A 25,800-nucleotide genomic window follows, 5' to 3' on the forward strand; every position below is an offset into this window, starting at 1 on the left:
CCGAAATGGGAAAGCCGATCCAGGGAATGACCATCGACCACGCCTCGACACAACGCAGGCGATAGATGCGCTCCTCCAACTGGTAAGGTTTCATGAAGTCTTCCAGTGCATAGCGCCCCGGCTTACCCACCTCCCCGTCCACCACCACACTCCACGGTTCGGTCTTCAGCGATCCGGCATTCGCCGCCGGGTCACCCTTGTCGGTGCCGAACTCATAGAAGTTGTTGTAGTGGGTCGCGTCCTTATAGGGCGTGATCGCCTCATCCTTGACGTTCACGGCCCCCCATTTAATAGAAGGCTGCTTCTCGGCAAACCAGGCGGGCGCGTGTCCGGGCTCGACATCGGCATAACGGGCCGCCTCTTCGGCACTGGCCCAACGCGGCAGACTGCTCACAGCCAGGCCGGCCGCCGTAGCACCGAGCAATTGTCGGCGAGAGAGATAAATGGATTCAGGCGTGACGTCCGACTCGTGGCAGTCGGACGCTTTGGGGAATTTGATCAGCATGACAACTCCGCAGTTTTGGAGGACAGATGCACCCATAGACTGCGGAGTATGAGGGAAATTACATCACTCGACGTTTTTGTGGCGACGAAGATGCAACAGGTACTGCACCGGGCCCGAAGCCGCATAGGCGAGGAACACCAGCAGCAGGATACGCGGAGGATCACTGAACACCACGGCGAACACCAGCACCACCGCCAGAATCGCAACGAATGGCACGCGCCCTTTCAGATCCAGCTCCTTGAAGCTGTTGTATTTGATGTTGCTGACCATCAGCATGCCGGCAGCCGCTACCATCAATGCAACGAGGAACGACATCTTCGAACCCTGGATTCCGTAGTCGCTGAATGCCCAGACAATCCCCGCTACCACACCGGCAGCAGCCGGGCTGGCCAGGCCGATGAAGTAGCGCTTGTCGGCAGTGCCGACCTGAGTGTTGAAGCGCGCCAGACGCAACGCCGCACCCGCCACATAGATGAAGGCGACCATCCAGCCGACCTTGCCCATGTCACCCAGGGCCCAACCGAATGCCAGCAATGCCGGCGCAACGCCAAAGGCAACCATGTCCGACAGCGAGTCGTACTCGGCACCGAATGCACTTTGCGTGTTGGTCATGCGTGCCACGCGGCCGTCGAGACCATCGAGCACCATGGCGACGAAGATCGCGATGGCCGCGAAGGCGAAGTACTTGCTCGCATTCGCCGAATCACCGGCGCTCAAGGCGGCCTGGGCACTCATCGAATTGATGATGGAATAAAACCCCGCGAACAGATTCGCAGTGGTGAACAGGTTCGGCAGCAGATAGATACCACGATGCCGGACTTTACGACCTTCTGCGTCATGCCCTTCTTCGACATGTTCATCGATGGGCAGCAGGCTTTCGGCGTCTGAAGCCTGGTTCGGCTCTTCGGGACGTTCGCTCATGGACATTACCTTGCAACGGATTGGACATTTTCGACAGGTGTCTGGGACGACGGTTCGGCCACAAACGATGCAGCTTTATACCAGAACCGCCCGCCCATACGAAAAAACGCGGCCAAGGCCGCGTTTTTTCTTACAAGGGTCGAAGACTTAGTTTTTGGCTTTGTCGACGATCTTGTTGGCACCGATCCACGGCATCATGGAGCGCAGTTGCTCGCCGATGATTTCGATACCGTGAGCGGCGTTGTTACGACGCTTGGCGGTCATCGAAGGGTAGCCGGTTGCGCCTTCGCTGATGAACATTTTGGCGTATTCGCCGTCCTGAATACGTTTCAGGGCGTTGCGCATGGCCTGACGGGATTCGGCGTTGATCACTTCCGGACCAGTCACGTACTCGCCGTATTCAGCGTTGTTGGAGATCGAGTAGTTCATGTTGGCAATACCGCCTTCGTACATGAGGTCAACGATCAGTTTCAGTTCGTGCAGGCACTCGAAGTAGGCCATTTCCGGCGCGTAGCCAGCTTCAACCAGGGTTTCGAAACCGGCTTTTACCAGTTCAACGGTACCGCCACACAGAACGGCTTGTTCGCCGAACAGGTCGGTTTCGGTCTCGTCCTTGAAGGTGGTTTCGATGATGCCGGTACGACCGCCACCCACGCCGGCGGCGTAGGACAGTGCAACGTTCTTGGCGTTGCCCGAGGCGTCCTGGTAGATCGCGATCAGGTCAGGAATACCGCCGCCCTTCACGAATTCGGAACGTACGGTGTGGCCCGGGGCTTTCGGCGCGATCATGATCACGTCGAGGTCGGCACGCGGAACAACCTGGTTGTAGTGGATCGCGAAGCCGTGGGAGAAGGCCAGGGTGGCGCCTTTCTTGATGTTCGGCTCGATTTCGTTCTTGTACAGCTGGGACTGGAACTCGTCCGGGGTCAGGATCATGACCAGGTCGGCGCCGGCAACAGCGGCAGCCACGTCGGTCACTTTCAGGCCGTGGGCTTCTGCCTTGGCAACGGTGGCCGAACCTTTACGCAGACCGACGGTAACGTCGACACCGGAGTCTTTCAGGTTGCACGCTTGAGCGTGGCCCTGGGAGCCGTAACCGATGATGGCAACTTTCTTGCCCTGGATGATCGACAGGTCGCAGTCTTTATCGTAGAAAACTTTCATGAATTTCCCCTTTATATCCAGGCCGTTCAGGCCAATCGCTAATTTGGTTTAGATGCTGAGTACTTTGTCGCCGCGGGCAATACCGGTAACGCCGCTGCGGACGGTTTCCAGAATCGATGCGGTGCCGATGGACTGAATGAAGCTGTCGAGCTTGTCGCTGGTACCGGTCAGTTGAACGGTATACACGCTGGCGCTGACGTCGACGATCTGTCCACGGTAAATATCGGTGGTGCGTTTGATCTCGGCGCGCTGGGCGCCAGTGGCCTTGACCTTGACCAGCATCAGTTCGCGCTCGATGTGAGCACTTTCCGACAGGTCCACCAGCTTGACCACTTCGATCAGCTTGTTCAGGTTTTTGGTGATCTGCTCGATGATTTCATCGTGGCCGACAGTGGTCAGCGTCAGACGCGACAGGGTCGGGTCTTCGGTTGGCGCCACGGTCAGGCTTTCGATGTTGTAGTTGCGCTGCGAGAACAGGCCGACTACGCGAGACAAAGCACCGGGTTCGTTTTCCAGAAGCAAGGAAATAATGTGCCGCATGATTAGGTACGCTCCGTCTTGCTCAGCCACATATCGCGCATCGAGCCGTCTTTGATCTGCATCGGGTAGACGTGCTCGCTGGTGTCGACCGAAATATCGATCACGACCAGGCGATCCTTCAGGGCGAACGCTTCTTCCATCTTCGACTTCAAATCTTTCGATTCGGTGATGCGCACGCCGACGTGACCATAGGCCTCGGCCAGCTTGACGAAATCAGGCAGCGACTCCATGTACGAATGCGAGTGACGGCTGCCGTAGCTCATGTCCTGCCACTGACGCACCATGCCCAGTACACCGTTGTTCAGGATCACGATTTTCACCGGCAAACCGTATTGCAGGCAGGTCGACAGCTCCTGGATGTTCATCTGGATGCTGCCCTCACCGGTGACGCACGCAACGTCAGACTCGGGGAAGCTCAAGGCAATACCCATTGCGGCTGGCAGACCAAAGCCCATCGTGCCCAGGCCACCGGAGTTGATCCAGCGGTTCGGCTTGTTGAACTTGTAGTACTGCGCAGCGAACATCTGGTGCTGGCCCACGTCGGAGGTCACAAAGGCGTCGCCCTTGGTCACTTCGCACAGGGTTTCGATCACGGTCTGCGGCTTGATCTTGCTGCCGTCACCCTTGTCGTAAGGGAACAGGCCGCGATCACCGCGCCACTCATCGACCTGCTTCCACCAACTGGTGACCGCTTCCTTGTTCGGGGTTTCGCCGATTTCCTTGAGGATCGCGACCATTTCGGTCAGGACGCTCTCCACCGGACCCACGATTGGCACGTCGGCCTTGATGGTCTTGGAAATCGAAGCCGGGTCGATGTCGATGTGGATGATCTTGGCGTTCGGGCAGAACTTCGGCGCACCGTTGATCACGCGATCGTCGAAACGCGCACCGACTGCCAGGATCACGTCGGCATGGTGCATCGCCAGGTTCGCGGTATAGCTGCCGTGCATGCCGAGCATGCCGATGAACTGACGGTCAGTGCCAGGATAGCCACCCAGGCCCATCAGGGTATTGGTGACCGGCAGGTTGAGCATTTGCGCCAGTTCGGTCAGCGGCGCGGAGCCGTTGCCGAGAATCACACCACCGCCGGAGTAGAGCACGGGACGCTTGGCCGCCAGGAGCATTTCTGCCGCCTTGCGGATTTGCCCGGAGTGACCGCGAACGGCCGGGCTGTAGGAACGCAGTTTGGCTTTCTTCGGGAAGATGTATTCGAACTTCTCGGCCGGGTTGGTCATGTCTTTCGGGATATCGACCACGACCGGGCCCGGACGACCGGATTGCGCCAGGTAGAAGGCTTTCTTCATGACTTCCGGGATTTCCGACGCGTGCTTGATCATGAAGCTGTGCTTCACGATCGGCCGGGAGATACCGATCATGTCGGTTTCCTGGAACGCGTCGGTGCCGACCATGGTGCTTGGCACCTGACCGGAAATGATCACCATTGGAATCGAGTCCATGTAGGCCGTGGCAATACCGGTGATGGCGTTTGTGGCGCCTGGACCGGAAGTCACCAATACCACGCCGGCTTTACCGGTGGCACGGGCGTAGCCGTCAGCCATATGGGTAGCCGCTTGTTCGTGACGAACCAGGATGTGGGTCACTTCCGGTTCTTTGAACAGGGCATCGTAAACATGAAGGAGAGCACCACCCGGGTACCCGTAGATATATTTGACGCCTTCGTCACGCAAGAAGCGGACGAGCATCTCACCGCCAGATAAAAGCTCCACGTTGTTCACCTCTAAAACGCCAGAATACCGTCCACAAAAAGGCGAACGGGTCTTAATAGGTTTACTTCTCGGCAGAGCATGAGCGACGGTGGTCGCCGACTACGTCAGCACTGACTGAGCAAGTATTGGGATCGTCCCAAGTGTTGCGGGCCTTTCCCACCCAGCGCGAGGTAACGCGTTGCGGGTGTAACAGGTCGACGCGGATATGCGCCTCATGATCTGCCGAGAGGGTCTGCTTCTGGCAGTCCCTGTACAGCGGACTTTGGATTCTTCTGTTTCGCCCTCTCCAAGTCAAGCCGTCAATGTGCTTAATTGTGGGTAAGCACATGAGAACGCAAGAAAAAACCTGAAAAGCGCTACTCTGTTAGCGTCAATTGCGCAATTTTGCCAAGGAATCAGCATGCGAACGCTCCTCGTCATACTGCTGATCGGCCTCAGCCCCTGGTGCATGGCCGGTCAGATCTACAAATGGGTCGATGCCCAAGGTGTCACACACTTCGATGCGCAGCCGCCGCAGGGGCAATCGGCGACCACCCTGCAAACGCCGCCCTCGCCCTCTCCGCGCCCGACTGCAATGCCCGGCAGCGGTGCGCTGGGCGATCAGAAAGCCATCGACGACAAGGTCAGGAAACAGGTCGCCGAGCAACAGGCTCAGCTCAAGACCTTCTGCGAACAGGCGCGCACAAACCTGGCGCAGCTGCAGAACAATCCGCGCCTGAGGGAGGAGACCGAGGGGGAGTTGCGTCGGCTGAGCGATACGCAACGTCAGGAGCGTATCGCAGAGACGCAGAAACAGATCGCCGAAAACTGCCAGTGATCACTGGCAGTCGACCGTTCAGCGCGAAGCAGTGATCAGCAGGTCGAACTCTTTGAGCAACACCTGCAGCTGCCGGTCCTTGCCCTGCAGGTTGCGTTGGGCGAAGACCATTTCGGCCATTTCCTGAATGCCCGAGGCATTGGGCAATGGCAAGTTCTGTTCGAGGATCATCTTCATCCGCGGCAGGAAGATCCATTGCAGCCACTGTTCGAAATCGAGGGTGTCAACCGAAAACGGCTCGACACTGCTCAAGGCTTCGACCGAAGGCTGGACGTCATCCCACCAGCCCTGGGCACGCAGTTCGCGCTCGATCAACAACAGTTGATCGGCGACTTTCGAAAAGCGAGCGTCCATCACAGCGAAACCTTGGCCTTCTGACGGGCCAGTGCGGCGCCGGCGGAATCACCTTGTTTCTCACGCGCCTGAGCGATCAGTTCCCACAGGCTGGCCTGCAAGTCCGGACGACCATTGGCCATGGTCAGCGCGCGGCGGGCGGTTTGCTCGGCTTGCGGGGCATCGCCCTGAGCCATGCGCACTTGTGCCAGGCGGTAAAGCACTTGCGGCTCACGCGGAGCTACGCGTTGAGCGCGCTCAAGGCTGGAAGAAGCGCCATTCAGGTCGCCGCCAGCCTGTTGTTGCTGCGCCGTGCTCAGCAGGGCAAGCACCGGGCCGTCCAGTTGCTCATCGGCAGACAGACCGCCTCCGCTGCTGGCCGAAGGAATACCGCTCGGCGTCGAAGGCATGCTGTAACTGCCGGAGCTGATCGGCGCGGACTCGACCGGCGAAGGGTTGTATGGCCCCGGCGTAATGCCACCTGAGGCCGGCCCCGGAACGATCGGCGATGTGCTGATCGGCGCCGATGTTGTGGCGCCGCCACCCGGAACCATCACCACCACGCCGGTATCGCCTTGCGGGATAGCCTGCGATTGCGCCTGCCCCTGCACAGGTCGTTTCACCGTCGTCTTGCGGAAGCCGCCATTGGCCGAAAGACGCTCGCTGTTGGACACGGTCGTCCCCGCATCCACCACCGGGATCGAACCACGCTGTACGGTGGAGCAGCCGCTGAGCAAAGCCACGGCGGTCACCGCTGGAATCAACCACTTGTTCACTTGAAACCCTCTTCGCTTAATTCATCCAGCCCTTGACCCAATCCATCACCGATTCGCCCGACGCCGGGCTTTCACCCGCACAGGACGCGCCGGGTGGCGGTTCGCTGCCGCGAATATACGGCATCTGCACGGCGCCCGGACAGTTGGCATCAGAACCCTGGCCTGTCCGCGAATCGACCCACGCTTGAACCACGTTATCCGGCTGCGGCATGTCCAGTGGCAGCGGATCGGCCTTGCGCATGAAGCTGGTCCAAACCTGCAACGCACCGGTAGCACCTGTGAACGGTGTCTTGCCGTTATCGTCGCGACCGAGCCAGACCACCGCCAGCAAGTCCTGACTGAAACCGGCGAACCAGCTGTCTCGCGAATCGTTACTGGTACCGGTCTTGCCGGCCAGTGTCAGGGTCTTGGGCAATACGTTGTAAACCGAGCTGCCGGTACCTTCACGCATGACGCGCTGCATGGCGTTCTGGATCAGGTAGATCGAGGCAGGATCGAACCGCTGTTCGATCTGGAACGGATAACGCTTGAGCGGCTCGCCTTCGGCCGTCAGCACGCTGCGAATCCCGCGCATCGGCGTATTGAAACCACCGTTGGCGAGGGTCTGGTACATGGTCGCCACTTCGATCGGTGTCATGCCACCGGCACCCAGCAGCATCGACGGGAATGCAGGGAACTCCCGGGTTACACCCAGTCGCCCGATGGTCTTGAGGACATTCGGAACGCCTACCGCCAACCCGAGACGCGAGGTCGACAGGTTGTAGGAGTGCGCCAGCCCTTGATAAAGGAACACCGTACCGTGGGAGCGACGATCGTAGTTCTGCGGTTTCCAGACCTGACCGTCCGCGCCCTTGATGGAAAGCGGGTCGTCCGACAGCCAACTGGTGAGCGTGTACTGGCTCGGCTTTTCCAGTGCGGTCAGATAAACCGCAGGTTTGACCAGCGAGCCGATCGGTCGCACCGCATCCAGAGCCCGGTTGAACCCGGCGTAACTGGCCTGACGGCTACCGATCATCGCCTGGACTTCACCGGTTTCCGGATTGGTCACGACCATTGCGGCTTCCACATCGTCGGCGCCCTTGCGGCCCGACAGACGCTTGAAGGTGTCATTCACCGAGGCTTCGGCTTTCATCTGCAGAATCGGGTCGAAACTGGTGAAGATCCGCAGACCTTCCTCGGTCAAGTCTTCGTCGCGGTAGTCTTCACGCAACTGGCGCTTAACCAGGTCGATGAAGCCCGGGAATGAACTGTCGGCCAGCTTGCCGCGCGAGGTCACGCCCAGCGGCATTTTCTTCGCAGCCTCGACCTGTTCGGCGGAAGCGACACCCTGCTGCTCAAGCACGTCGAGCACCAGATTACGTCGCTCCAGCGCCCGCTCCGGATTGCGCCGCGGGTTGTAATAGGAAGGACCTTTAACCATGCCGACCAATAGTGCGACCTGATGCAGTTTCAGCTCGGACAATGGCTGGCCGAAGAAGAACTGGCTGGCCAGACCGAAACCGTGCACCGCACGCTGGCCATCCTGACCGACGAAGACTTCGTTGAGGTAAGCCTCAAGAATTTCCTTCTTGTCGTAATGCAGCTCAAGCAGCATCGCCATCATCGCTTCGGTGAGCTTGCGGGTCAGGCTGCGTTCGTTGGTGAGGTAGAAGTTCTTGACCAGTTGCTGGGTCAACGTACTGCCGCCCTGGGTCATCTTGCCGCCGGAGGTGTTGACCCAGATCGCCCGGGCAATCGACTTCGGCGACACGCCCCAGTGACTGTAGTAATCCCGGTCTTCCACGGCGACCAGGGTTTCCAGCAGGTACGGTGGCACCTGATCGAGCTTGATCAGAATCCGGTCTTCAAGGTTTTTCGGGTAGATACCGCCGATCAGCAGCGGCTCCAGACGCACCACCGACAGCTTCGAACCGTTCGTCGCCGAGAGCTCGGCCACGTAGTCACCGGAGAACCGCACGCGCACTGGCTGCGGTTTTTCCAGTCCTTCATAGAACTGGAAACCACGGGTGTTCAAATCGACGGTGTTGCCGTTGACCGCCGCCGCGCCGGGGCCGTTGCTCACGGCTTCGCGGCGATAGCCCAGGGCATCGAGTTCAGTGAGGAAGTCGTCCTTGCTCAGCTTCTGTCCGACGAACAGCTCGAGCGGCCGCGCGTATACCTTGGCCGGGATGGTCCAGCGCTTGCCGGAGAACTTCTCCTGCACCACGGCATCGAGGTAAACGGCGAAGCCGGCCAGTACCACAAGACCGACCAGACTGAGTTTCAGGGCCCAGCCCAACCATGGGCGCAGGCCCCGGGAAGGTGGTTTTTTAGGAGGGCGGGGGGATCGAGTACGAGTCATGGCGGCGGATTATACGCACTTTATTCATACTCAACAGGAGCGCTCCGAGGTTTGCGTCGGGCTGGCGAGCGGCCATAATGGCGACCTCGAATTTCCCCAGTCTCTGAAGGATCGCCTGTGAGCCAGTCCCTGATCGCTGCCCTGCAAAACCCGGCCCTATACCCGCACCCTGTCGAAGGGTTCCAGGTCATCGAAACCCATATCTCGTGGGTTCTGCTCACCGGTCCTTACGCTTATAAAGTGAAGAAGCCCGTGAACTTCGGCTTTCTCGACTTCACCAGCCTCGAATCCCGCGAGCACTTCTGTGGCGAAGAACTGCGCCTCAACCAGCGCCTGACCGAAGATTTGTATCTGGAAGTGATTCCAGTCACCGGCACTGTCGAAGCCCCGCAACTGGGTGGCGAAGGCCCGGCTATCGAATACGTGCTGAAAATGCGCCAGTTCCCGCAGACCGGTCTGCTGAGCACCCTGCAGGCCAATGGCGAGCTGACCACCACGCACATCGACGAAATGGCCGAGCAGATTGCCCGTTTCCACCTCAGCGCGCCGAAAGTCCCGGCCGAGCACGATGCCGGTACTCCGGAAAGCGTGATGGCGCCGGTTCGCCAGAACTTCGAGCAGATCCTGCCGTTCCTCAGCGACAAAGCCGACCTGCTGCAACTGGATGCCCTGCAAGCCTGGGCCGAAAGCAGCTTCGAACGTTTGAAGCCCCTGTTCGCCCAGCGCAAGGCCGAAGGTTTCACCCGCGAATGCCACGGTGACATTCACTTGGGCAACGCCACGCTGATCGACGGTAAAGTGGTGATCTTCGACTGCATCGAATTCAACGAGCCGTTCCGCTTCACCGACGTCTGGGCCGACACTGGCTTCCTGGCGATGGACCTGGAAGACCGCGGCCTGAAATCCCTGGCCCGTCGCTTCATCAGCCAGTACCTGGAGCTGACCGGTGACTACCAGGGCCTGGAAGTGTTGAACTTCTATAAGGCTTACCGGGCACTGGTGCGTGCGAAAGTGGCCCTGTTCAGCATGCCTGCCGACGCAACGCCGGTGCAGCGCGCCACCACCCTGCGCCAGTACCGCAACTACGCCAACCTGGCAGAAAGCTACAGCACCATTCCTTCGCGCTTCATGGCGATCACCCACGGCGTATCCGCTGTAGGCAAAAGCCACGTGGCCATGCGTCTGGTCGAAGCACTGGGCGCGATTCGCCTGCGTTCCGATGTAGAGCGCAAGCGTCTGTTCGGTGAGCAAACCGTCGCCAATGATGTTCAGGCCGGCATTTATAGCGCCGACGCCAGCACCGCGACCTATGCTCGTCTGCATGAAATCGCCGAAGTAATCCTGCACGCCGGCTTCCCGGTGGTGATCGATGCCACTTACCTCAAGCGCGAACAACGTGACAGCGCAGCCAAGGTTGCCGAGGCCACCGGCACGCCGTTCCTGATCCTCGACTGCAACGCCCCACAAGCAGTGATCGAGAGCTGGCTGGCGATTCGTCAGGCAGACAAGAAGGATCCGTCCGACGCCACACTGGCCGTGATCGAGGCCCAGCAGGCCAATCGTGAAGCGCTGACCCCGGAGGAAATCCTGCGCAGCAAACGCGTGCAGACCAACGAATCCGGCACCCTGGATACCGTCGTGGCGCAAATCCGCCAGCGCCTGCCAGGTCTGTAAGAAACTATTTCGGCCGTGAAGCCCTCGCTCGCTTCACGGCCGTCAAATAGTGGCACTATACTGGCGTCATAAAACCAACAGGTGATCTGACATGAGCCAGCCGAAACTTCTCGACACCCCGCTGTATGCCTTGCTGCACAAAGACGACATAACCGGTTTCAACAAAGAACGTCCGAAAGACGGCCCGATCGACATGGTCGGCGGTGATTTTCGTGGCCTCGACCTGCGCGAACTGAATGCTGATGGCGTGGATTTCCGGGACGCCTACTTCCGTTCCGCCGACCTGCGCGGTATCGACTTTCGCAACGCCTCCCTGGAGGGCGCCAGCCTGGCCCACGCGCAGATTTCCGGTGCTTACTTCCCACCGGAGCTGAGTGCAGACGAAATTCTGATGTCGATGAATTTCGGTACCCGCCTGCGCTATCGCACCCGCTAAGCCTGCGAAAGGCCAACCCGTCCAGCGCCCCCGCTTTGCGCTGGACTGCGTGCCATTTGTGCTATCCCGCGTCCTCCCCATCCTGATTCTTCAGTGAAAACCTGACCTTTCTTAGAAGCTTTTGCGTCGAATCCGACCAAACAACCACGCTTTTCCTACTGATGGCTACACTCCTGAGAAGATCGCCCACGCCCCATTCGGCCGTCGCAAGGAGGCTTGATGAATGATGAACTGCAACACCTGAAGAATCTTGGCAAGACGTCGGCGCAATGGCTGCATGCCGTGGGCATCCACAGCGCCTCGGATCTGCGTCGCCTGGGCGCCGTGGATGCCTATCGGGCCGTGCGTACGCGCGGTTTCCGGGCGTCGAAGGTGTTGTTGTATGCGATCGAAGGGGCGTTGATGGATGTGCACTGGAACGACATTCCCGCCGAACGCAAGGACGCTCTGAACAAACAGCTCGAAGCCATTTCCTCTCGCCACAAGAACTGACGGGCACCCACCTTCATGTATCTGCTCGGGGAACAATCGGCGCCGGCCGAAGCCATGATCAACCGTTTGCAGAACCTGCCCGGTCAATTTCTGCGGGACCTTGCACCGTGCGGGCCCCTGCTGGAGCTGGGAGCCACGGATGATCTGATGGCACGGTTGCCGGGCGATCAACTGTTTCTACTGATGGACGGCGTCATCAATGGCCGCTTCGGAGGTCGAGCGCTGTTCTATTGGCAAGAAGGTGATCTGATTGGCCTGCAGCAGGGTCCTGACTGGGCGGATTGCATTCTTTGCTCCGACGGGCCATTGAGTTTGCTGCCCTTCCGTCGACACGATTTGTTCCAGCATGTGTATTCAGAACCTGCGCGCTCGGAGCAGTTTCTGCACTATCTGTTGGGCCAGATGGCGCTGTTGGCCCATGCGATTGGCGAACTGAAGCCACGGGAATTTCGCAGCACCAATGGCTTTAAACGGGTCGAGGCCGGAGAAGTGTTGATCCGCGAAGGCGATCCCGCCGATCACGTGTTCGTGATCATCGAAGGACATGCACAAGCGTTCGTCGACGGGCACAAGGTCGGCGAAGTTCCCAGGGACGAAATTTTCGGCGCCATGGCGATATTCACCGGCGAACCCCGCAACGCAACCGTCGTTACCTGCGAGCCAAGCACCGTGATGCTGATTCCCGGCGATCAGTTTCTGAGCATGACCCGCAGCAATCCGAAAATCGCCCACAGCCTGATCGAAAGCATGGCGCGACGCATCGACCAGCTCAACAAGCAGCTCACAGCAATTGTCCGTCCAGGCTAAAGTCCAGTGTTTTCAGGGCTTTTCAGCCATTCGCCAGACGAAACCAAAGAAATGGAAAAACAGACATTGACTTGTTAATGAGAATCGCTATGATTATCACAACTGATCGCGAGATCAGTCGATATTCTGAAAAGCCCTTGGTTCGGACTCTCAGATTATCTCCTCATCAGGCTAATCACGGTTATTTGACCCGGTTTTTCCGGGTCTTTTTTTGCCCGCAGGAAAGTCATTGGCCGAACTGTTTGCGCATCTCGGCACAGTAATCAGGCTTCGGTGTCGCAGGAGTGAACCAGACATAATCGGCCATGGCCACCGTGACCTCGCTGCCCTGCTCCGCCAGCATCAGCACCGTCGGCGCTTCGGGTGCGCCCAGATCCAGCATATGCAGCGGCACACCCACATCCTTGCGCGCATGGAACGCACCCGCGAACAACAACGCCGGCGCAGGCGCCGCCAACAATCTTGTGGCCATCCGCCGATCCCGTTGCTGCTGCACCGCCAGCATCGCCGGCATCTGCGACTGAGGCAGCAAGCCACAGTGAGAATCACTGATCTGCCCGGCCAATTCGTTTTTCACCGACTCGGCGTTACTGCGTTCCCCTTGCAGAACCGGAGGCTGGCGATAGAACGCACGAATTTCACTGTTATCGAGATTCGCCGCCAGCAGCGGATACGGTTGCGTGAAGGCAAACCGGACAATCGGCCCGTAGAGATTCCAGTCCCACCCCTCCTGCCATGCCAGCTCGACCGGAAGATCAGCGGGAGGCTTTGGTGCACGCCGCACACCATCAACCCGCGATTGTTGATCGGGGGTCAGCATTTCCAGCAAGAGGCTACCCTGTGGGCGCTTTTCGCCCAGACTCTGCAGCAACCACAATTGCACGGCATGGTGATCGTCATTGTCGTGCTGCTCACCGACGATCACCCGCGCCGGCTCGGCCAGACGCGTCAGCAACTCTCGCGGGGTAATCATTGTTCCGTTACGCAAGTCGCGAATCTCGCCAGTGACCGGTGGCGGAGCGACATGCTGGCAACCGCCAAGCAACAACACCGCAAACAGCAAAATCCCACGCATGCTTTCACCTCGATGACGAAATCAGCGGGCGATGATCAGCGGATGCCCGCGCTCCGGGTGCGACTGCACCAACACCTCCAGACCGAAAACAGCCTTGAGCGACTCCGGACGCAACACCTGCTGCGGCGTGTCCAGCGCCACCGGGCGCCCGCCTTCAAGCAGCAAGATGCGATCACAATAGCGCGCCGCCAGGTTCAGATCATGCAGGATCACCATCACCGCCGCGCCACGATCGGCAAACTCGCGCACGGCTTGCAGCGTAGTGTGTTGATGCAGCGGATCGAGCATCGAAGTCGGCTCATCCAGCAACAAGGTCTGCCCGGCCTGCCCCGGCCATAACTGAGCCAGCACGCGGGCCAGGTGTACCCGCTGGCGCTCGCCACCGGACAACGCCAGATAACTGCGCCCGCTCAGGTGTCCGGCATCAGCGGCCGCCAATGCGTCGGCAACAATCTCGTCGTCGCGCACTCTGCCGGTCTGATAAGGCAAACGCCCCATCCCGACCACTTCTTCGACGCGAAAGGCGAAATCCAGCGTCGACACCTGGGGCAATACCGCCAGCCGCTGCGCACGCTGAGTGCCGCCCCAGTGGCCAAGGTTTTCACCGTCGAGAAGAACACTGCCTTCGCTGGCGCTCAGTTCACCGCACAACGCTCCGAGCAACGTGCTCTTGCCGGCACCGTTGGGGCCGAGCACGCCGAGCACCTCACCCGGTTCCAATTGCAGACTGACGTCCGCCAGTACCGTCTTGCGGCCACGGCGGATGTGCAGATTGTGCGCACGCAGCATCAGGCACGTCCTCGCAACAACAGATAAAGGAAGAACGGCGCACCGATGAATGCGGTGACGATACCGATCGGCAACTCTGCCGGCGCCAGTGCCAGCCGCGCTACCAGATCCGCCAGCAACAACAGACTGGCCCCGGCCAGCACGGAAGCCGGCAACAACACCCGATGATCCGGCCCGGCGAGCAAACGCACCAGATGCGGCACCACCAGCCCGACAAAGCCGATCATCCCCGCCGCCGCCACCGCGGCACCGACACCCAGCGCCGTGCAGAACACCAGCTCACGCTTGAGCCGCTCGACATCGATCCCCAGATGCCCGGCTTCCGATTCCCCGAGCAACAACGCATTCAAAGCCTTCGCCCGGCGCGGAAGCCACAACGCGACGCCGGCGCTGATGATCAGCAGCGGCCACAACCGCGCATAACTCGCACCGTTGAGGCTGCCGAGGTTCCAGAAAGTCAGGGTTCGCAGGGTAGCGTCATCCGCCAGATAGGTAAAAAGTCCCACCGCCGAACTGGCGAGCGCAGTCAGGGCGATGCCCGCCAGCAACATGGTCGCGACATTGGTCTGCCCGTTGCGACGGCCGAGCCGATAGACCAGCGCCGTCACCCCAAGACCGCCGAGAAACGCACACACAGACAGCAGATACGGGCCGAACCACTCCGGCAGACCACCGAAAAACGAACCACCGACAATCGCCACCGCCGCGCCTAAAGCAGCGCCACTGGATACGCCAACCAACCCGGGATCGGCCAACGGATTGCGAAACAGGCCCTGCATCGCCACGCCGGATAACGCCAGCACGCCACCGACCGCCAACCCGAGCAGTGTCCGCGGCAGGCGGATCTGCCCGAGAATCAGCTCAGCCTGCTCCAGCCCGTCCGGCGCCAGCGGCACGCCGATCATGCGCAATGCCGCGCGCAAAGTATCGAACAGCGGCAGGCTGACCGGCCCCAGAGCCAGCGACAACCAGATCGCCAACAGACACAGCAGAATCAGGCCGATGAACAAGCCACGGGGTTTGACCAGCGTGGTCATTGGCTACTCTGGGTCGGATAGAAACCGTCAGACAGGGTTTTCAACGCAGCAGGCAAACGCGGTCCGAGCCCGCCGACCAGCAGCGTCGGGTCCAACTCCAGCACTCGTCCGGATTTGGCCGCACGACTGGAATTGAGGATCGGGTTTTCCTTGAACAAGGCCGCTTTCGCCGCTTCGCCAGTCAGCGCACGATCAGCGAACACCAGCACCTCAGGATCGAGCCCGGCCAGGGATTCCACGGAAAACGGCTTGTAGCCGGTGTGAGTGGCCAGGTTGTGTCCGCCCGCCTGTTGCAGCATCCAGTCGGCAGCGGTGTCCTTGCCGGCAATCAATGGTTTGCCGCCGGCATGTCCGAGCAGCAACAGCACACCCGGAGCTTTCTGTTTCGACTGCACCTCAACCACTCGTGCCTTCTGTGCATCAAGTTGCTGTTGATAACTTTGCAGCAACTGAGTCGCCTGAGTCTCGGCGCCCAGCAACCGGCCCAGATGGGTGACGTTTTTCTCTAGCGTCGGCAGGTCCGGCTGAGCGGAGAACAACTCCACCTGCACCTTGGCACTGCGAACCTGCGAGATCACCGGTGGCGGGCCCATTTCCTCGGTGCCGATCAGGATGTCCGGGCGCAGGCTGAGAATGCCTTCCGCCGACAGACTGCGCTGATAACCGATGCTCGGCAGCGACTTGAGAGACTCTGGATGCTGACTGGTAGTGTCCACGCCCACCAGTTTCGCCTCGCCGCCCAACGCACTCACCCATTCGGACAACGCACCGCCGGCACTGACCCAGCGTTGCGGCAATTGGGCCGCTGCAGCCTGGTAGCTGACCAAAAGTCCGACACACAGCACGGCAACGCGGGTACTCAGGCGCATAGACAGCTTCCTTTATAGGATTTTCCCGGGCATCGGGGCAGCAGGCCAAGTATCCTCGGCAGCGGCCACCGCGCGGCGGGCGAAGGCGGCCATTTGATAATTGTTTGCATTTAAACGTCAAGCTCGGACATATCCGGACACGAGCTGACACCTGAGGATAGCCATGAAGTTTCTGTGCACGGGCGCCGATTTGCTCGAAGCCACCAGCCGCGGTTTCGAGATCGATGGCAAAAAACTGTTCGCCGTACGCCGGGCCGGCCAGGCGTACGTCTACCTCAACCGTTGCCCGCACCGGGGCGTCGGGCTCGAATGGCAACCCGACCAGTTTCTCGACCCGAGCAACAGCCTGATTCAGTGCGCCACACACGGCGCACTGTTCCTGATCGAGGACGGTGAATGTGTGGCGGGCCCCTGCGCCGGGCAATCGCTGACGTCCATCGATTGCCGTGAAGATGCCCAAGGGCTGTGGGTCGACGTTTAACCGTCGAGCAATACGTCCAGGCGACGATCGATCAACATTTCCTCATGGTTTAACCGCACACCATAAGCCAGCACCTCGACGCCGGACGCCACCGCCTCACGCAAGGCAGCGGCGTAGGCAGCGTCGATTTCCACGGCCGGGCGTACCGCTTCGATACCGGTCAGATTCACGCAGTACAACTGCACCGCCCGAATCCCGTCGCGCGCCAAATGCGCCAGCTCACGCAAATGCTTGGCACCGCGCTCTGTCACCGCATCGGGAAAGGCCGCCACCGCCGTACCGTCGAAACCCAGCGTGACGCTTTTCACTTCCACGTACGCCGGACCTGTCGGGTATTCGAGGCGAAAGTCGATACGGCTTTTTTCCTGTCCGTAGGCCACTTCGCGCTTTAGTGCGGTAAACCCGTTCAACTCGCTGATGACACCGGCCTGCAAAGCCTCTTCGACCAGCGCATTGGCGCGCCCGGTGTTCACACAGAACAGCCGCCCCTGCGGGGTTTCGCCGATTTCCCAGGTGCCGGGCAGCTTGCGCTTGGGGTCATTGGAGCGACTGAACCAGACCTGCCCGCCTTCGACCTGACAATTGAGCATCGAGCCGGTATTCGGGCAGTGAATCGTCAGCAGTTCGCCGCCAACGGTTTCGATGTCAGCGAGAAAGCGCTTGTAACGGCGGATCAACCGGCCTTCTTCAAGAGGAGGATGAAAGCGCATCAGCCTTGCCAGCTCTTCAAGCCGCGACCAATGCGCTCCACTGCTTCCTGTAAGCGAGGGAGGTTTTGCGTGTAGGCAAACCGCACATGATGACTGGCCTGATAGCGACCGAAATCCAGCCCCGGGGTAAACGCCACGTGCTCGGTTTCAAGGAAATGCCGGCAGAACGCGAAGGCATCACCGCCGAACTGGCTGATATCGGCATACAAGTAGAACGCGCCTTCCGGCTCTACGGCGATATTGAATCCCAACTCCCGCAATGCTGGCAGCAGGAAATCACGGCGACGGCCGAATTCGGCGCGGCGCTCCTCGAGAATCGCAATGGTGTCCGGCTCGAAACAGGCCAGCGCAGCATGCTGGGCCATGCTCGGTGCGCTGATGTAGAGGTTCTGCGCGAGTTTTTCCAGCTCGCTGACCGCCGCATCCGGCGCCACCAGCCAGCCGAGACGCCAACCGGTCATGCCGAAATATTTGGAGAAACTGTTGAGGACAAACGCGCTGTCGTCGACTTCCAGCACGCTGGCGGCATCGGTGCCGTAGGTCAGGCCGTGGTAGATCTCGTCCACCACCAGATGCCCGTGGCGCGCCTTGATGGCTGTGGATAACCCCGCCAGCTCATCGCGGGTCAGAATCGTGCCAGTCGGATTGGCCGGTGAAGCGACCAGCGCACCGACACTGTCGTGATCCCAGTGGCGCTCCACCAGATCAGGCGTCAGTTGATAGCGTACGTCCGGCCCGACAGGAACGAGCTGCGCCGCGCCCTCGACCAGTCGCAGAAAGTGCCGGTTGCACGGATAACCGGGGTCGGCCAGCAGCCAGTGTTTGCCCGGGTCCACCAGCAACGCACTGGCCAGCAACAGCGCCCCGGAGCCGCCCGGTGTAATCAGAATCCGCCGCGGATCGATATTCAGACCATAACGTGTCTGGTAGAAACCAGAGATCGCCTCCCGCAGCTCGGGAATCCCACGCGCTGCGGTGTAACGGGTCTTGCCCGCCGTCAGCGCAGCCTGGCCAGCGCGGATGATCGGTTCGGCGGTCGTGAAGTCCGGCTCGCCGATTTCCAGGTGGATCACATCGTGGCCGGCGGCCTGCAATTCATTGGCCCGCGCCAGCAACGCCATCACATGGAACGGTTCGATCGCACGACTGCGCGCACTGTAGGGCTGAGCCATTGGCCTTCCTTCAACGAGTGAAAAGAAACGATTCTACCCATCTGCCGGAACGAGCGAGAACCCGCAGTGGTCACAGCCTCAGGAACGCTGGACTGTAACAAGACAAACGTACGCTCCAGGATTGACTAAAATCAGTGATTGTCAGGTCTCCAGCACCACCAGACATGGCTTGGCAAACATTTGCAGGCACCGCCGGCCGCGGGCTCGACATCCGGGAGTAGCGCGGGCCGAATTGATCTGGTAAGTTCGCCCGCTTGCAGCCGCAGGGCCGGCAGGTGTCGGTGATGGAGCAATCCTGCGCAATGGATTACAAGAGTAGAGGCGGTCCATTTCATGCCCACCCAAGCAAAGCAACAGGCAAGTCAGACACTCAGCGGTTTCGAGCCTTACGTCCCTAAAGAGGGCGAAGAGTACATGGGCGCCCCCATGCGCGCGCACTTCACCAAGATCCTGTCCAAGTGGAAGCAGGAGTTGATGCAGGAAGTCGACCGCACTGTTGATCACATGAAGGACGAAGCAGCCAACTTCCCTGACCCGGCCGACCGTGCCAGCCAGGAAGAAGAGTTCGCCCTCGAGCTGCGCGCCCGCGACCGCGAGCGCAAGCTGATCAAGAAGATCGACAAGACCCTGCAACTGATCGAAGACGAAGAGTACGGCTGGTGTGATTCCTGCGGCATCGAGATCGGCGTCAAGCGCCTCGAAGCCCGTCCGACCGCCGACATGTGCGTCGACTGCAAGAACCTTGCGGAAATCAAGGAAAAGCAGGTCGGCAAGTAATCCCGACCTGAACGAAAAACGGAGCGTGCGAACGCTCCGTTTTTGTTTCTGCCGTTTTTTACTCTTCAAGTAACATCGCCCTCATGACTGCCAACACCTCCCCCGCCTACATCGGCCGCTTCGCCCCGACGCCCAGTGGCCACCTGCACTTCGGTTCGCTGGTAGCTGCTCTCGCCTCTTATCTGGACGCCCGCTCGGTGAACGGCCGATGGCTGGTGCGCATGGAAGATCTTGATCCGCCCCGGGAAGAACCTGGCGCGCAAGCCGCGATTCTCAAGGCGCTGGAGAGCTACGGTTTCGAATGGGATGGCGAGATGGTGCGTCAGAGCGACCGACACGAAGCCTACGCCCAGGTCCTCGACAGCCTGTTCAATCACGGCCTGGCGTACGCCTGCACCTGCTCGCGCAAACAACTGGAGCCTTATCACGGCATTTATCCGGGACTGTGCCGCAATGCCGGCCATGGCCAGGAAGACGCCGCGATCCGCCTGCGCGTGCCGGAGCTGAAATATCACTTCATCGACCGGGTGCAGGGCGAATACCGCCAGCACCTGGGTCGTGACGTGGGTGATTTCGTGATCCGCCGCCGCGACGGCCTCTACGCCTATCAACTGGCGGTGGTGCTGGACGATGCGTGGCAGGGCATCACCGACATCGTGCGCGGCGCCGACCTGCTCGACTCGACGCCACGCCAGCTCTATCTGCAAGAACTGCTGGGCCTGCGCCAACCGCGCTACCTGCACCTGCCGTTGATTATCCAGCCGGACGGCAACAAGCTCGGCAAGTCCTATCGCTCGCCACCGCTGGAAGCCGATCAGGCCACACTATTGTTGCTGAGAGCCTTGCGTGCATTGGGGCAAGAGCCGGGACCTGAGCTGGCCCACGCCTCGCCGCAGGAGCTGCTGAAATGGGGCAGCGCTCACTGGGATGCCTCGAAAATCCCGCGCACACTGACCCTGCCCGAAGCGCAACTGCTGTGACGACACTTGCAGTGGCGCGCCCATCCGTTACCATCGCCGCACGTTTTCGGGCACGCGCATAAAAAAGAGAGGCCGGGATGTACATCTATCGCTTGGTCCTGCTTCTGGTCGTGGGGATCTACCTGTTTTCTCCCGCCATCATGGATTGGTGGATCGACGCTACGGGCGCCTGGTATCGCCCTTATCTGCTCTGGCTGATCCTGATTGTCGTGACCTTCATCCTGCAGAGCCAAAAAGATGCCGATGAGCTTTAGCCTGACCCAGATGCTGCTGATCAGCGCCGCCTACCTGGCCGCGTTGTTCGGTGTGGCGTGGATCAGTGAACGGGGCATGATCCCCCGGGCGATCATTCGCCATCCGTTGACCTACACCCTGTCGCTGGGGGTCTACGCCAGTGCGTGGGCGTTCTATGGCACGGTGGGTCTGGCCTATCAGTACGGCTACGGCTTTCTGTCCAGTTATCTCGGGGTGTCCGGTGCGTTTCTGCTGGCGCCGGTGCTGCTGTATCCGATCCTCAAGATCACCCGCACCTATCAACTTTCGTCGCTGGCGGACCTGTTCGCCTTCCGCTTCCGCAGCACCTGGGCCGGTGCGCTGACCACGATATTCATGCTGATCGGCGTACTGCCGTTGCTGGCGTTGCAGATTCAGGCCGTGGCCGATTCCATTGGCATCCTCACCGGCGAGCCGGTGCAGAATCGCGTGGCCCTGGCGTTCTGTGCGCTGATCATCCTGTTCACGATCTTCTTCGGTTCGCGCCATATCGCCACCCGTGAAAAACACGAAGGACTGGTGTTCGCGATTGCATTCGAATCGGTGATCAAACTGGCCGCTCTCGGCGGCGTCGGTCTCTATGCCTTGTATGGTGTGTTCGACGGCCCGCAACAACTCGAACTGTGGCTGTTGCAGAACCAAACCGCCCTCGCCGCCCTGCACACGCCGCTGCAGGAAGGCCCCTGGCGCACGTTGCTGCTGGTGTTTTTCGCCTCGGCGATCGTGATGCCGCACATGTATCACATGACCTTTACCGAAAACCTCAACCCGCGCTCGCTGGTCAGCGCGAGCTGGGGCCTGCCGCTGTTCCTGCTGCTGATGAGCCTGGCGGTGCCGCTGATTCTCTGGGCCGGCCTGAAACTCGGCGCCACCACCAATCCGGAATATTTCACCCTCGGCATCGGCATCGCCGCCAACAGCAAGTCGCTGGCGTTACTGGCGTATGTCGGCGGTCTGTCGGCGGCCAGCGGCCTGATCATCGTCACCACGCTGGCGCTGTCGGGCATGGCCCTGAACCATCTGGTGCTGCCGCTCTACCAGCCACCGGCTGAAGGCAACATCTACCGCTGGCTGAAATGGACCCGCCGGGCGCTGATCGTTGCGATCATCATGGCCGGTTTCTGCTTCTACCTGATGCTCGGCGCTGAACAGGATCTGGCCAACCTCGGCATCGTCGCGTTCGTGGCGACTTTGCAATTCCTGCCCGGCGTGCTGTCGGTACTGTATTGGCCGACCGCCAACCGTCGGGGCTTCATTGCCGGGCTGCTGGCGGGGATTCTGGTGTGGGTGGTGACCATGCTGCTGCCGCTGGTCGGCAATCTGCAGGGTTTCTATATTCCGCTACTGAACATGATCTACGTGCTGGACGACACCAGCTGGCACATGGCGGCAATCGCCTCGCTGGCGGCCAACGTCCTGATGTTCACTTTGATTTCGCTGTTCACCAATGCCAGCCCGGAAGAGGCCAGCGCCGCCGAAGCCTGCGCTGTGGATAACGTGCGGCGCCCGCAACGTCGGGAATTGCATGCCGCCTCGCCTCAGGAATTTGCCACGCAACTGGCCAAACCACTGGGCGCCAAGGCTGCGCAAAAGGAAGTCGAACAGGCGCTGCGCGACCTCTATCTGCCTTTCGATGAACGCCGCCCTTATGCCTTGCGTCGATTGCGCGACCGGATCGAAGCCAACCTGTCCGGCCTGATGGGCCCGAGCGTGGCCCAGGACATGGTGGAAACCTTTCTGCCGTACAAGGCCGGCGGCGAAAACTACGTCACCGAAGACATCCACTTCATCGAAAGCCGCCTCGAGGATTACCACTCGCGCCTCACCGGTCTGGCTGCCGAACTCGACGCCCTGCGCCGCTACCACCGCCAGACCCTGCAGGAACTGCCGATGGGCGTCTGCTCGCTGGCCAAGGATCAGGAGATCCTGATGTGGAACAAGGCCATGGAAGAACTGACCGGGATTGCCGCGCAACGAGTGGTCGGATCGCGCCTGAGCACCATCGCCAATCCGTGGAAAGAATTGCTGCAAGGCTTCATCAACCTGCCCGATGAACACCTGCACAAACAGCACCTGACCCTTGATGGCCAGACCCGCTGGCTGAACCTGCACAAAGCGGCGATCGACGAGCCGCTGGCGCCAGGTAACAGCGGCCTGGTGTTGCTGGTGGAAGATTTGACCGAAACCCAGATGCTCGAAGACAAACTGGTGCACTCCGAGCGTCTGGCCAGCATTGGTCGACTCGCGGCTGGCGTGGCCCATGAAATCGGCAACCCGATCACCGGCATTGCCTGCCTTGCGCAAAACCTGCGGGAAGAACGCGAAGAAGACGGCGAACTGACGGAAATCAGCGGCCAGATCCTCGAGCAGACCAAACGCGTGTCACGCATCGTCCAGTCGCTGATGAGTTTCGCCCACGCCGGCAGCCATCAGCACAGTGACGAGCCCGTCTGTCTGGCGGAGGTGGCTCAGGATGCCATTGGTCTGCTGGCCCTGAACCGGCGCAATTTCGAAGTCCAGTTCTACAACCTGTGTGACCCCGATCACTGGGTCGAAGGTGACCCGCAACGGCTCGCCCAGGTGCTGATCAATCTGCTCTCCAACGCCCGTGACGCCTCGCCTGCCGGCAGTGCGGTGCGGGTCAAGAGCGAAGCCGGCGAACACACGGTCGATCTGATCGTCGAGGACGAAGGCAGCGGCATTCCATCGAGCATCATGGACCGATTGTTCGAACCTTTCTTTACCACCAAGGATCCTGGCGAAGGCACCGGTCTGGGCCTTGCACTGGTCTATTCCATCGTTGAAGAGCATTATGGACAAATCACCATCGACAGCCCGGCTGATGTTCAGAGCCAGCGCGGCACCCGTATCCGGGTGACATTGCCGCGTCATGTCGAAGCGACGTCCGCTGTGAACTGAGACCGTCGAGAGTATCGAATCAATGCCGCACATTTTGATCGTCGAAGACGAAACCATTATCCGCTCCGCCTTGCGCCGCCTGCTGGAACGCAACCAGTACCAGGTCAGCGAAGCCGGTTCAGTGCAGGAAGCACAAGAACGCTTCAGTATTCCCACATTCGATCTGATCGTCAGCGACCTGCGTCTGCCGGGTGCTCCGGGCACCGAGCTGATCAAGCTCGGCCAGGGCACGCCGGTGCTGATCATGACCAGCTACGCCAGCCTGCGCTCGGCGGTCGACTCGATGAAGATGGGCGCGGTGGATTACATCGCCAAGCCTTTCGACCACGATGAAATGCTTCAGGCCGTCGCCCGGATCCTGCGTGATCGCCAGTCGGCACCGGCTGTCGGCGAAGCAGCTCCTGCCAAATCGGCCAACGGCAACGGCAAATCCGCCATCGACAACAGCAACGGCGAAATCGGCATCATCGGCTCCTGCCCTCCGATGCAGGACCTTTACGGCAAGATCCGCAAAGTCGCCCCGACGGACTCCAATGTCCTGATCCAGGGCGAATCCGGCACCGGTAAAGAACTGGTGGCCCGCGCCCTGCACAATCTGTCGAAACGCGCCAAGGCACCGATGATTTCGGTGAACTGCGCCGCCATTCCGGAAAGCCTGATCGAGTCCGAACTGTTCGGGCACGAGAAAGGTGCGTTCACCGGTGCCAGCGCCGGTCGTGCCGGCCTGGTGGAAGCGGCGGACGGCGGCACGCTGTTCCTTGACGAGATCGGCGAACTGCCTCTGGAAGCCCAGGCTCGCCTGCTGCGCGTATTGCAGGAAGGCGAAATTCGCCGGGTCGGCTCGGTGCAGTCGCAGAAGGTCGATGTACGGTTGATCGCCGCGACCCACCGTGACCTCAAGAGCCTGGCGAAAATCGGCCAGTTCCGTGAAGACTTGTATTACCGCCTCCATGTGATCGCGTTGAAACTGCCGGCCCTGCGCGAGCGTGGTGCCGACGTCAACGAAATCGCCAATGCGTTCCTCGCTCGTCAGAGCGCACGCATCAACCGCACCGACCTGAAATTTGCCGCCGATGCCGAACAGGCGATCCGGCACTATTCCTGGCCGGGTAACGTGCGGGAGCTGGAAAACGCCGTCGAGCGCGCCGTCATCCTGAGCGAAAGCCCGGAAATTTCCGCCGACCTGCTGGGCATCGACATCGAACTGGGGGATCTGGAGGACGACGAATTCATCGGCCTGCCGGCGCAACCCGCCGGTAACGCCAGCAACAGCAGCCACGAACCGACCGAAGACCTGTCGCTGGAAGACTACTTCCAGCATTTCGTTCTTGAGCATCAGGACCACATGACCGAGACCGAACTGGCGCGCAAACTGGGCGTCAGCCGCAAATGCCTGTGGGAACGCCGACAGCGCCTGGGCATTCCACGGCGCAAGACCGGGGTCGCCAGCGAGAGCTGAACGTTACCTGTCGAGTGTGCAGGTAACCGTTGAATGTGTGAAAAAACTGTTACCTCAGTCTTTTCACGTAACAGAAGCCGGGGTTATCGGTAACGAAACCCCGGCTTTTTTTCGCCCTGCGAAAACGGTTATATCGACCTAACCCCTTGTTTTATTGGGGTTCGCAAAAGTTGGCACGACCCCTGCTATATGTTTGGTACAAGAACAATAACAAGCAATGCACAAGACAATAAAAATAAGACGAATCGACTCACGCACAATAAAAACAAGACGGCGAGAGGCGCAGCTAACTGATTCTTTTGGAGAGGCGTTGTATTTGGGGCTTGCCCCACGACCAGGCCGAGAACAACAAAAACTGTCCTAAGACAGAGCCTGTACTGGTTGGATCGAGAGATCACTGCAATTCAGCGACCAAAGCAATCCGTTTGCTCTTGGCTCCCGATTGGGAGGGTCATGAAGGAAAAGCTTCATGACGAGGGCACTCAACAAAAACAAGAAGCCCGAATCAATAATAAAAAGAGCACGCAACTACTTCTTGGGGAGCTTCGGCTCCCCTTGTAGTTTCTCCCTCACGGGAAAAGCTCCCCTCCTGACGCATCTTCACCCCTCTAGCCTGCGGCCTGCAGCGCAAATCGGCAGCGTCCTACACCATCCCTCGACTAAATGCTAGAATCCCCGCCCATCATGCGGTCATTCTCTGGTATGGCCGAACATTCCTTCAAACAG

25 protein-coding genes (1 of these 25 cut by a window edge) are annotated in these 25,800 nt (G+C 60.1%); 11 read left to right on the forward strand and 14 right to left on the reverse strand.

The features are described from left to right. From msrP to R1A29_RS24340, 5 genes are all read right to left on the reverse strand, one after another. Nucleotides 1–505 carry the 5' portion of a protein-methionine-sulfoxide reductase catalytic subunit MsrP gene (gene msrP / locus R1A29_RS24320; RefSeq protein ID WP_438299796.1) on the reverse strand. 509 nt of this gene lie to the left of the window's left edge, so only the first 505 of its 1,014 coding nucleotides appear in the window; its start codon is at nt 503–505; its stop codon lies beyond the left edge, outside the window. 63 nt (nt 506–568) lie between these two features. After that, nucleotides 569–1,426, reverse strand: coding sequence for a CDP-diacylglycerol--serine O-phosphatidyltransferase (gene pssA / locus R1A29_RS24325; protein WP_085712132.1), 858 nt, complete (start codon nt 1,424–1,426; stop codon nt 569–571). Between the two features lie 147 nt (nt 1,427–1,573). Further along, nucleotides 1,574–2,590 carry a ketol-acid reductoisomerase gene (gene ilvC, locus R1A29_RS24330; RefSeq protein ID WP_007959661.1) on the reverse strand — a complete coding sequence of 339 codons (1,017 nt, stop codon included), beginning with the start codon at nt 2,588–2,590 and terminating at the stop codon, nt 1,574–1,576. 48 nt (nt 2,591–2,638) lie between these two features. Then, a complete protein-coding gene (gene ilvN, locus R1A29_RS24335) occupies nt 2,639–3,130 on the reverse strand; it encodes an acetolactate synthase small subunit (protein WP_003205610.1) in 492 nt (163 codons plus the stop codon). Nucleotides 3,131–3,132: 2 nt separating this feature from the next. Further along, a complete protein-coding gene (locus R1A29_RS24340) occupies nt 3,133–4,857 on the reverse strand; it encodes an acetolactate synthase 3 large subunit (protein WP_085712358.1) in 1,725 nt (574 codons plus the stop codon). 400 nt (nt 4,858–5,257) lie between these two features. Between R1A29_RS24340 and R1A29_RS24345 the strand changes: the two genes are divergently transcribed. Then, nucleotides 5,258–5,674 carry a DUF4124 domain-containing protein gene (locus R1A29_RS24345; protein WP_134828123.1) on the forward strand — a complete coding sequence of 139 codons (417 nt, stop codon included), beginning with the start codon at nt 5,258–5,260 and terminating at the stop codon, nt 5,672–5,674. 18 nt (nt 5,675–5,692) lie between these two features. Here R1A29_RS24345 and R1A29_RS24350 read toward each other — a convergent pair whose 3' ends face one another. Genes R1A29_RS24350 through mrcB form a run of 3 tightly spaced genes read right to left on the reverse strand, consistent with a single transcriptional unit; the run spans nt 5,693 to nt 9,124 of the window. Next, entirely contained in the window at nt 5,693–6,028 is a 336-nt protein-coding gene (locus R1A29_RS24350; protein ID WP_114885549.1) for a YqcC family protein, read from the reverse strand. Continuing rightward, nucleotides 6,028–6,783, reverse strand: coding sequence for a tetratricopeptide repeat protein (locus R1A29_RS24355; RefSeq protein WP_438299797.1), 756 nt, complete (start codon nt 6,781–6,783; stop codon nt 6,028–6,030). The genes R1A29_RS24350 and R1A29_RS24355 overlap by 1 nt, the downstream gene beginning before the upstream one ends. A 16-nt stretch (nt 6,784–6,799) precedes the next feature. Beyond that, the gene (gene mrcB / locus R1A29_RS24360) at nt 6,800–9,124 is read right to left on the reverse strand and encodes a penicillin-binding protein 1B (protein ID WP_438299798.1); all 2,325 of its coding nucleotides are present in this window, start codon (nt 9,122–9,124) and stop codon (nt 6,800–6,802) included. 117 nt (nt 9,125–9,241) lie between these two features. Between mrcB and R1A29_RS24365 the strand changes: the two genes are divergently transcribed. From R1A29_RS24365 to R1A29_RS24380, 4 genes are all read left to right on the forward strand, one after another. Beyond that, nucleotides 9,242–10,798, forward strand: coding sequence for an AAA family ATPase (locus R1A29_RS24365; RefSeq protein WP_438299799.1), 1,557 nt, complete (start codon nt 9,242–9,244; stop codon nt 10,796–10,798). A 91-nt stretch (nt 10,799–10,889) separates the two neighbouring features. Further along, the gene (locus R1A29_RS24370; RefSeq protein WP_085712138.1) at nt 10,890–11,234 is read left to right on the forward strand and encodes a pentapeptide repeat-containing protein; all 345 of its coding nucleotides are present in this window, start codon (nt 10,890–10,892) and stop codon (nt 11,232–11,234) included. 219 nt (nt 11,235–11,453) lie between these two features. Beyond that, entirely contained in the window at nt 11,454–11,726 is a 273-nt protein-coding gene (locus R1A29_RS24375; protein WP_003228231.1) for a TfoX/Sxy family protein, read from the forward strand. 15 nt (nt 11,727–11,741) lie between these two features. Continuing rightward, a complete protein-coding gene (locus R1A29_RS24380; protein ID WP_438299800.1) occupies nt 11,742–12,533 on the forward strand; it encodes a Crp/Fnr family transcriptional regulator in 792 nt (263 codons plus the stop codon). Between the two features lie 226 nt (nt 12,534–12,759). On the opposite strand, the gene R1A29_RS24385 is transcribed toward R1A29_RS24380, so the two are convergent. From R1A29_RS24385 to R1A29_RS24400, 4 genes are read right to left on the reverse strand one after another with little or no spacing between them, the layout of a single operon-like run. Further along, on the reverse strand, nt 12,760–13,608 hold the full coding sequence (locus R1A29_RS24385) for a ChaN family lipoprotein (protein WP_438299801.1): 849 nt from the start codon (nt 13,606–13,608) through the stop codon (nt 12,760–12,762). 21 nt (nt 13,609–13,629) lie between these two features. Next, nucleotides 13,630–14,397 (reverse strand): heme ABC transporter ATP-binding protein, encoded by a 768-nt coding sequence (locus tag R1A29_RS24390; RefSeq protein WP_438299802.1) that lies wholly within the window; start codon nt 14,395–14,397, stop codon nt 13,630–13,632. Beyond that, a complete protein-coding gene (locus tag R1A29_RS24395) occupies nt 14,397–15,380 on the reverse strand; it encodes a FecCD family ABC transporter permease (protein ID WP_170931651.1) in 984 nt (327 codons plus the stop codon). Before R1A29_RS24395 ends, R1A29_RS24390 begins: the two co-directional genes overlap by 1 nt. Nucleotides 15,381–15,430: 50 nt before the next feature. Continuing rightward, entirely contained in the window at nt 15,431–16,303 is an 873-nt protein-coding gene (locus R1A29_RS24400; protein ID WP_438299803.1) for a heme/hemin ABC transporter substrate-binding protein, read from the reverse strand. A gap of 163 nt (nt 16,304–16,466) precedes the next feature. Here R1A29_RS24400 and R1A29_RS24405 point away from each other — a divergent pair, with 163 nt between their 5' ends. Then, nucleotides 16,467–16,784 carry a Rieske (2Fe-2S) protein gene (locus tag R1A29_RS24405; protein ID WP_085712144.1) on the forward strand — a complete coding sequence of 106 codons (318 nt, stop codon included), beginning with the start codon at nt 16,467–16,469 and terminating at the stop codon, nt 16,782–16,784. On the opposite strand, the gene sfsA is transcribed toward R1A29_RS24405, so the two are convergent. Next, the gene (sfsA, locus tag R1A29_RS24410) at nt 16,781–17,494 is read right to left on the reverse strand and encodes a DNA/RNA nuclease SfsA (protein WP_438299804.1); all 714 of its coding nucleotides are present in this window, start codon (nt 17,492–17,494) and stop codon (nt 16,781–16,783) included. The two genes, R1A29_RS24405 and sfsA, sit on opposite strands and share 4 nt — an antisense overlap. Further along, nucleotides 17,494–18,666 carry a pyridoxal phosphate-dependent aminotransferase gene (locus R1A29_RS24415; protein WP_085712146.1) on the reverse strand — a complete coding sequence of 391 codons (1,173 nt, stop codon included), beginning with the start codon at nt 18,664–18,666 and terminating at the stop codon, nt 17,494–17,496. The genes sfsA and R1A29_RS24415 overlap by 1 nt, the downstream gene beginning before the upstream one ends. A 333-nt stretch (nt 18,667–18,999) precedes the next feature. Between R1A29_RS24415 and dksA the strand changes: the two genes are divergently transcribed. The 5 genes from dksA to R1A29_RS24440 all read left to right on the forward strand — a co-directional run bounded on the left by dksA (nt 19,000) and on the right by R1A29_RS24440 (nt 25,074). After that, nucleotides 19,000–19,443 (forward strand): RNA polymerase-binding protein DksA, encoded by a 444-nt coding sequence (gene dksA / locus R1A29_RS24420; protein WP_065261594.1) that lies wholly within the window; start codon nt 19,000–19,002, stop codon nt 19,441–19,443. 83 nt (nt 19,444–19,526) lie between these two features. Beyond that, nucleotides 19,527–20,423 carry a tRNA glutamyl-Q(34) synthetase GluQRS gene (gene gluQRS, locus R1A29_RS24425; protein ID WP_438299805.1) on the forward strand — a complete coding sequence of 299 codons (897 nt, stop codon included), beginning with the start codon at nt 19,527–19,529 and terminating at the stop codon, nt 20,421–20,423. 77 nt (nt 20,424–20,500) lie between these two features. Beyond that, nucleotides 20,501–20,677, forward strand: coding sequence for a hypothetical protein (locus R1A29_RS24430; protein ID WP_003176118.1), 177 nt, complete (start codon nt 20,501–20,503; stop codon nt 20,675–20,677). Further along, nucleotides 20,661–23,615, forward strand: a complete 2,955-nt coding sequence (locus tag R1A29_RS24435) for a sensor histidine kinase (protein WP_438299806.1) — start codon at nt 20,661–20,663, stop codon at nt 23,613–23,615. The genes R1A29_RS24430 and R1A29_RS24435 overlap by 17 nt, the downstream gene beginning before the upstream one ends. Before the next feature lie 22 nt (nt 23,616–23,637). Next, nucleotides 23,638–25,074 (forward strand): sigma-54-dependent transcriptional regulator, encoded by a 1,437-nt coding sequence (locus R1A29_RS24440; protein WP_438299807.1) that lies wholly within the window; start codon nt 23,638–23,640, stop codon nt 25,072–25,074. The last annotated feature ends 726 nt before the right edge of the window (nt 25,075–25,800 follow it).

The sequence above is a fragment of the Pseudomonas sp. NMS19W genome (genome assembly GCF_051554255.1).
In the GTDB taxonomy this organism is placed as follows: domain Bacteria; phylum Pseudomonadota; class Gammaproteobacteria; order Pseudomonadales; family Pseudomonadaceae; genus Aquipseudomonas; species Aquipseudomonas kribbensis.

What these genes read in the sequence shown, in the direction of transcription:
- R1A29_RS24370 (WP_085712138.1), top strand. Translation starts at nt 10,890, where the DNA reads ATGAGCCAGCCGAAACTTCTCGACACCCCGCTGTATGCCTTGCTGCAC.
- sfsA (WP_438299804.1), bottom strand. Translation starts at nt 17,494, where the DNA reads ATGCGCTTTCATCCTCCTCTTGAAGAAGGCCGGTTGATCCGCCGTTAC.
- R1A29_RS24440 (WP_438299807.1), top strand. Translation starts at nt 23,638, where the DNA reads ATGCCGCACATTTTGATCGTCGAAGACGAAACCATTATCCGCTCCGCC.
- R1A29_RS24345 (WP_134828123.1), top strand. Translation starts at nt 5,258, where the DNA reads ATGCGAACGCTCCTCGTCATACTGCTGATCGGCCTCAGCCCCTGGTGC.
- R1A29_RS24385 (WP_438299801.1), bottom strand. Translation starts at nt 13,608, where the DNA reads ATGCGTGGGATTTTGCTGTTTGCGGTGTTGTTGCTTGGCGGTTGCCAG.
- ilvC (WP_007959661.1), bottom strand. Translation starts at nt 2,590, where the DNA reads ATGAAAGTTTTCTACGATAAAGACTGCGACCTGTCGATCATCCAGGGC.
- dksA (WP_065261594.1), top strand. Translation starts at nt 19,000, where the DNA reads ATGCCCACCCAAGCAAAGCAACAGGCAAGTCAGACACTCAGCGGTTTC.
- R1A29_RS24390 (WP_438299802.1), bottom strand. Translation starts at nt 14,397, where the DNA reads ATGCTGCGTGCGCACAATCTGCACATCCGCCGTGGCCGCAAGACGGTA.
- mrcB (WP_438299798.1), bottom strand. Translation starts at nt 9,124, where the DNA reads ATGACTCGTACTCGATCCCCCCGCCCTCCTAAAAAACCACCTTCCCGG.
- R1A29_RS24430 (WP_003176118.1), top strand. Translation starts at nt 20,501, where the DNA reads ATGTACATCTATCGCTTGGTCCTGCTTCTGGTCGTGGGGATCTACCTG.
- R1A29_RS24400 (WP_438299803.1), bottom strand. Translation starts at nt 16,303, where the DNA reads ATGCGCCTGAGTACCCGCGTTGCCGTGCTGTGTGTCGGACTTTTGGTC.
- ilvN (WP_003205610.1), bottom strand. Translation starts at nt 3,130, where the DNA reads ATGCGGCACATTATTTCCTTGCTTCTGGAAAACGAACCCGGTGCTTTG.
- R1A29_RS24375 (WP_003228231.1), top strand. Translation starts at nt 11,454, where the DNA reads ATGAATGATGAACTGCAACACCTGAAGAATCTTGGCAAGACGTCGGCG.
- R1A29_RS24380 (WP_438299800.1), top strand. Translation starts at nt 11,742, where the DNA reads ATGTATCTGCTCGGGGAACAATCGGCGCCGGCCGAAGCCATGATCAAC.
- R1A29_RS24405 (WP_085712144.1), top strand. Translation starts at nt 16,467, where the DNA reads ATGAAGTTTCTGTGCACGGGCGCCGATTTGCTCGAAGCCACCAGCCGC.
- R1A29_RS24350 (WP_114885549.1), bottom strand. Translation starts at nt 6,028, where the DNA reads ATGGACGCTCGCTTTTCGAAAGTCGCCGATCAACTGTTGTTGATCGAG.
- R1A29_RS24415 (WP_085712146.1), bottom strand. Translation starts at nt 18,666, where the DNA reads ATGGCTCAGCCCTACAGTGCGCGCAGTCGTGCGATCGAACCGTTCCAT.
- gluQRS (WP_438299805.1), top strand. Translation starts at nt 19,527, where the DNA reads ATGACTGCCAACACCTCCCCCGCCTACATCGGCCGCTTCGCCCCGACG.
- R1A29_RS24435 (WP_438299806.1), top strand. Translation starts at nt 20,661, where the DNA reads ATGCCGATGAGCTTTAGCCTGACCCAGATGCTGCTGATCAGCGCCGCC.
- pssA (WP_085712132.1), bottom strand. Translation starts at nt 1,426, where the DNA reads ATGAGCGAACGTCCCGAAGAGCCGAACCAGGCTTCAGACGCCGAAAGC.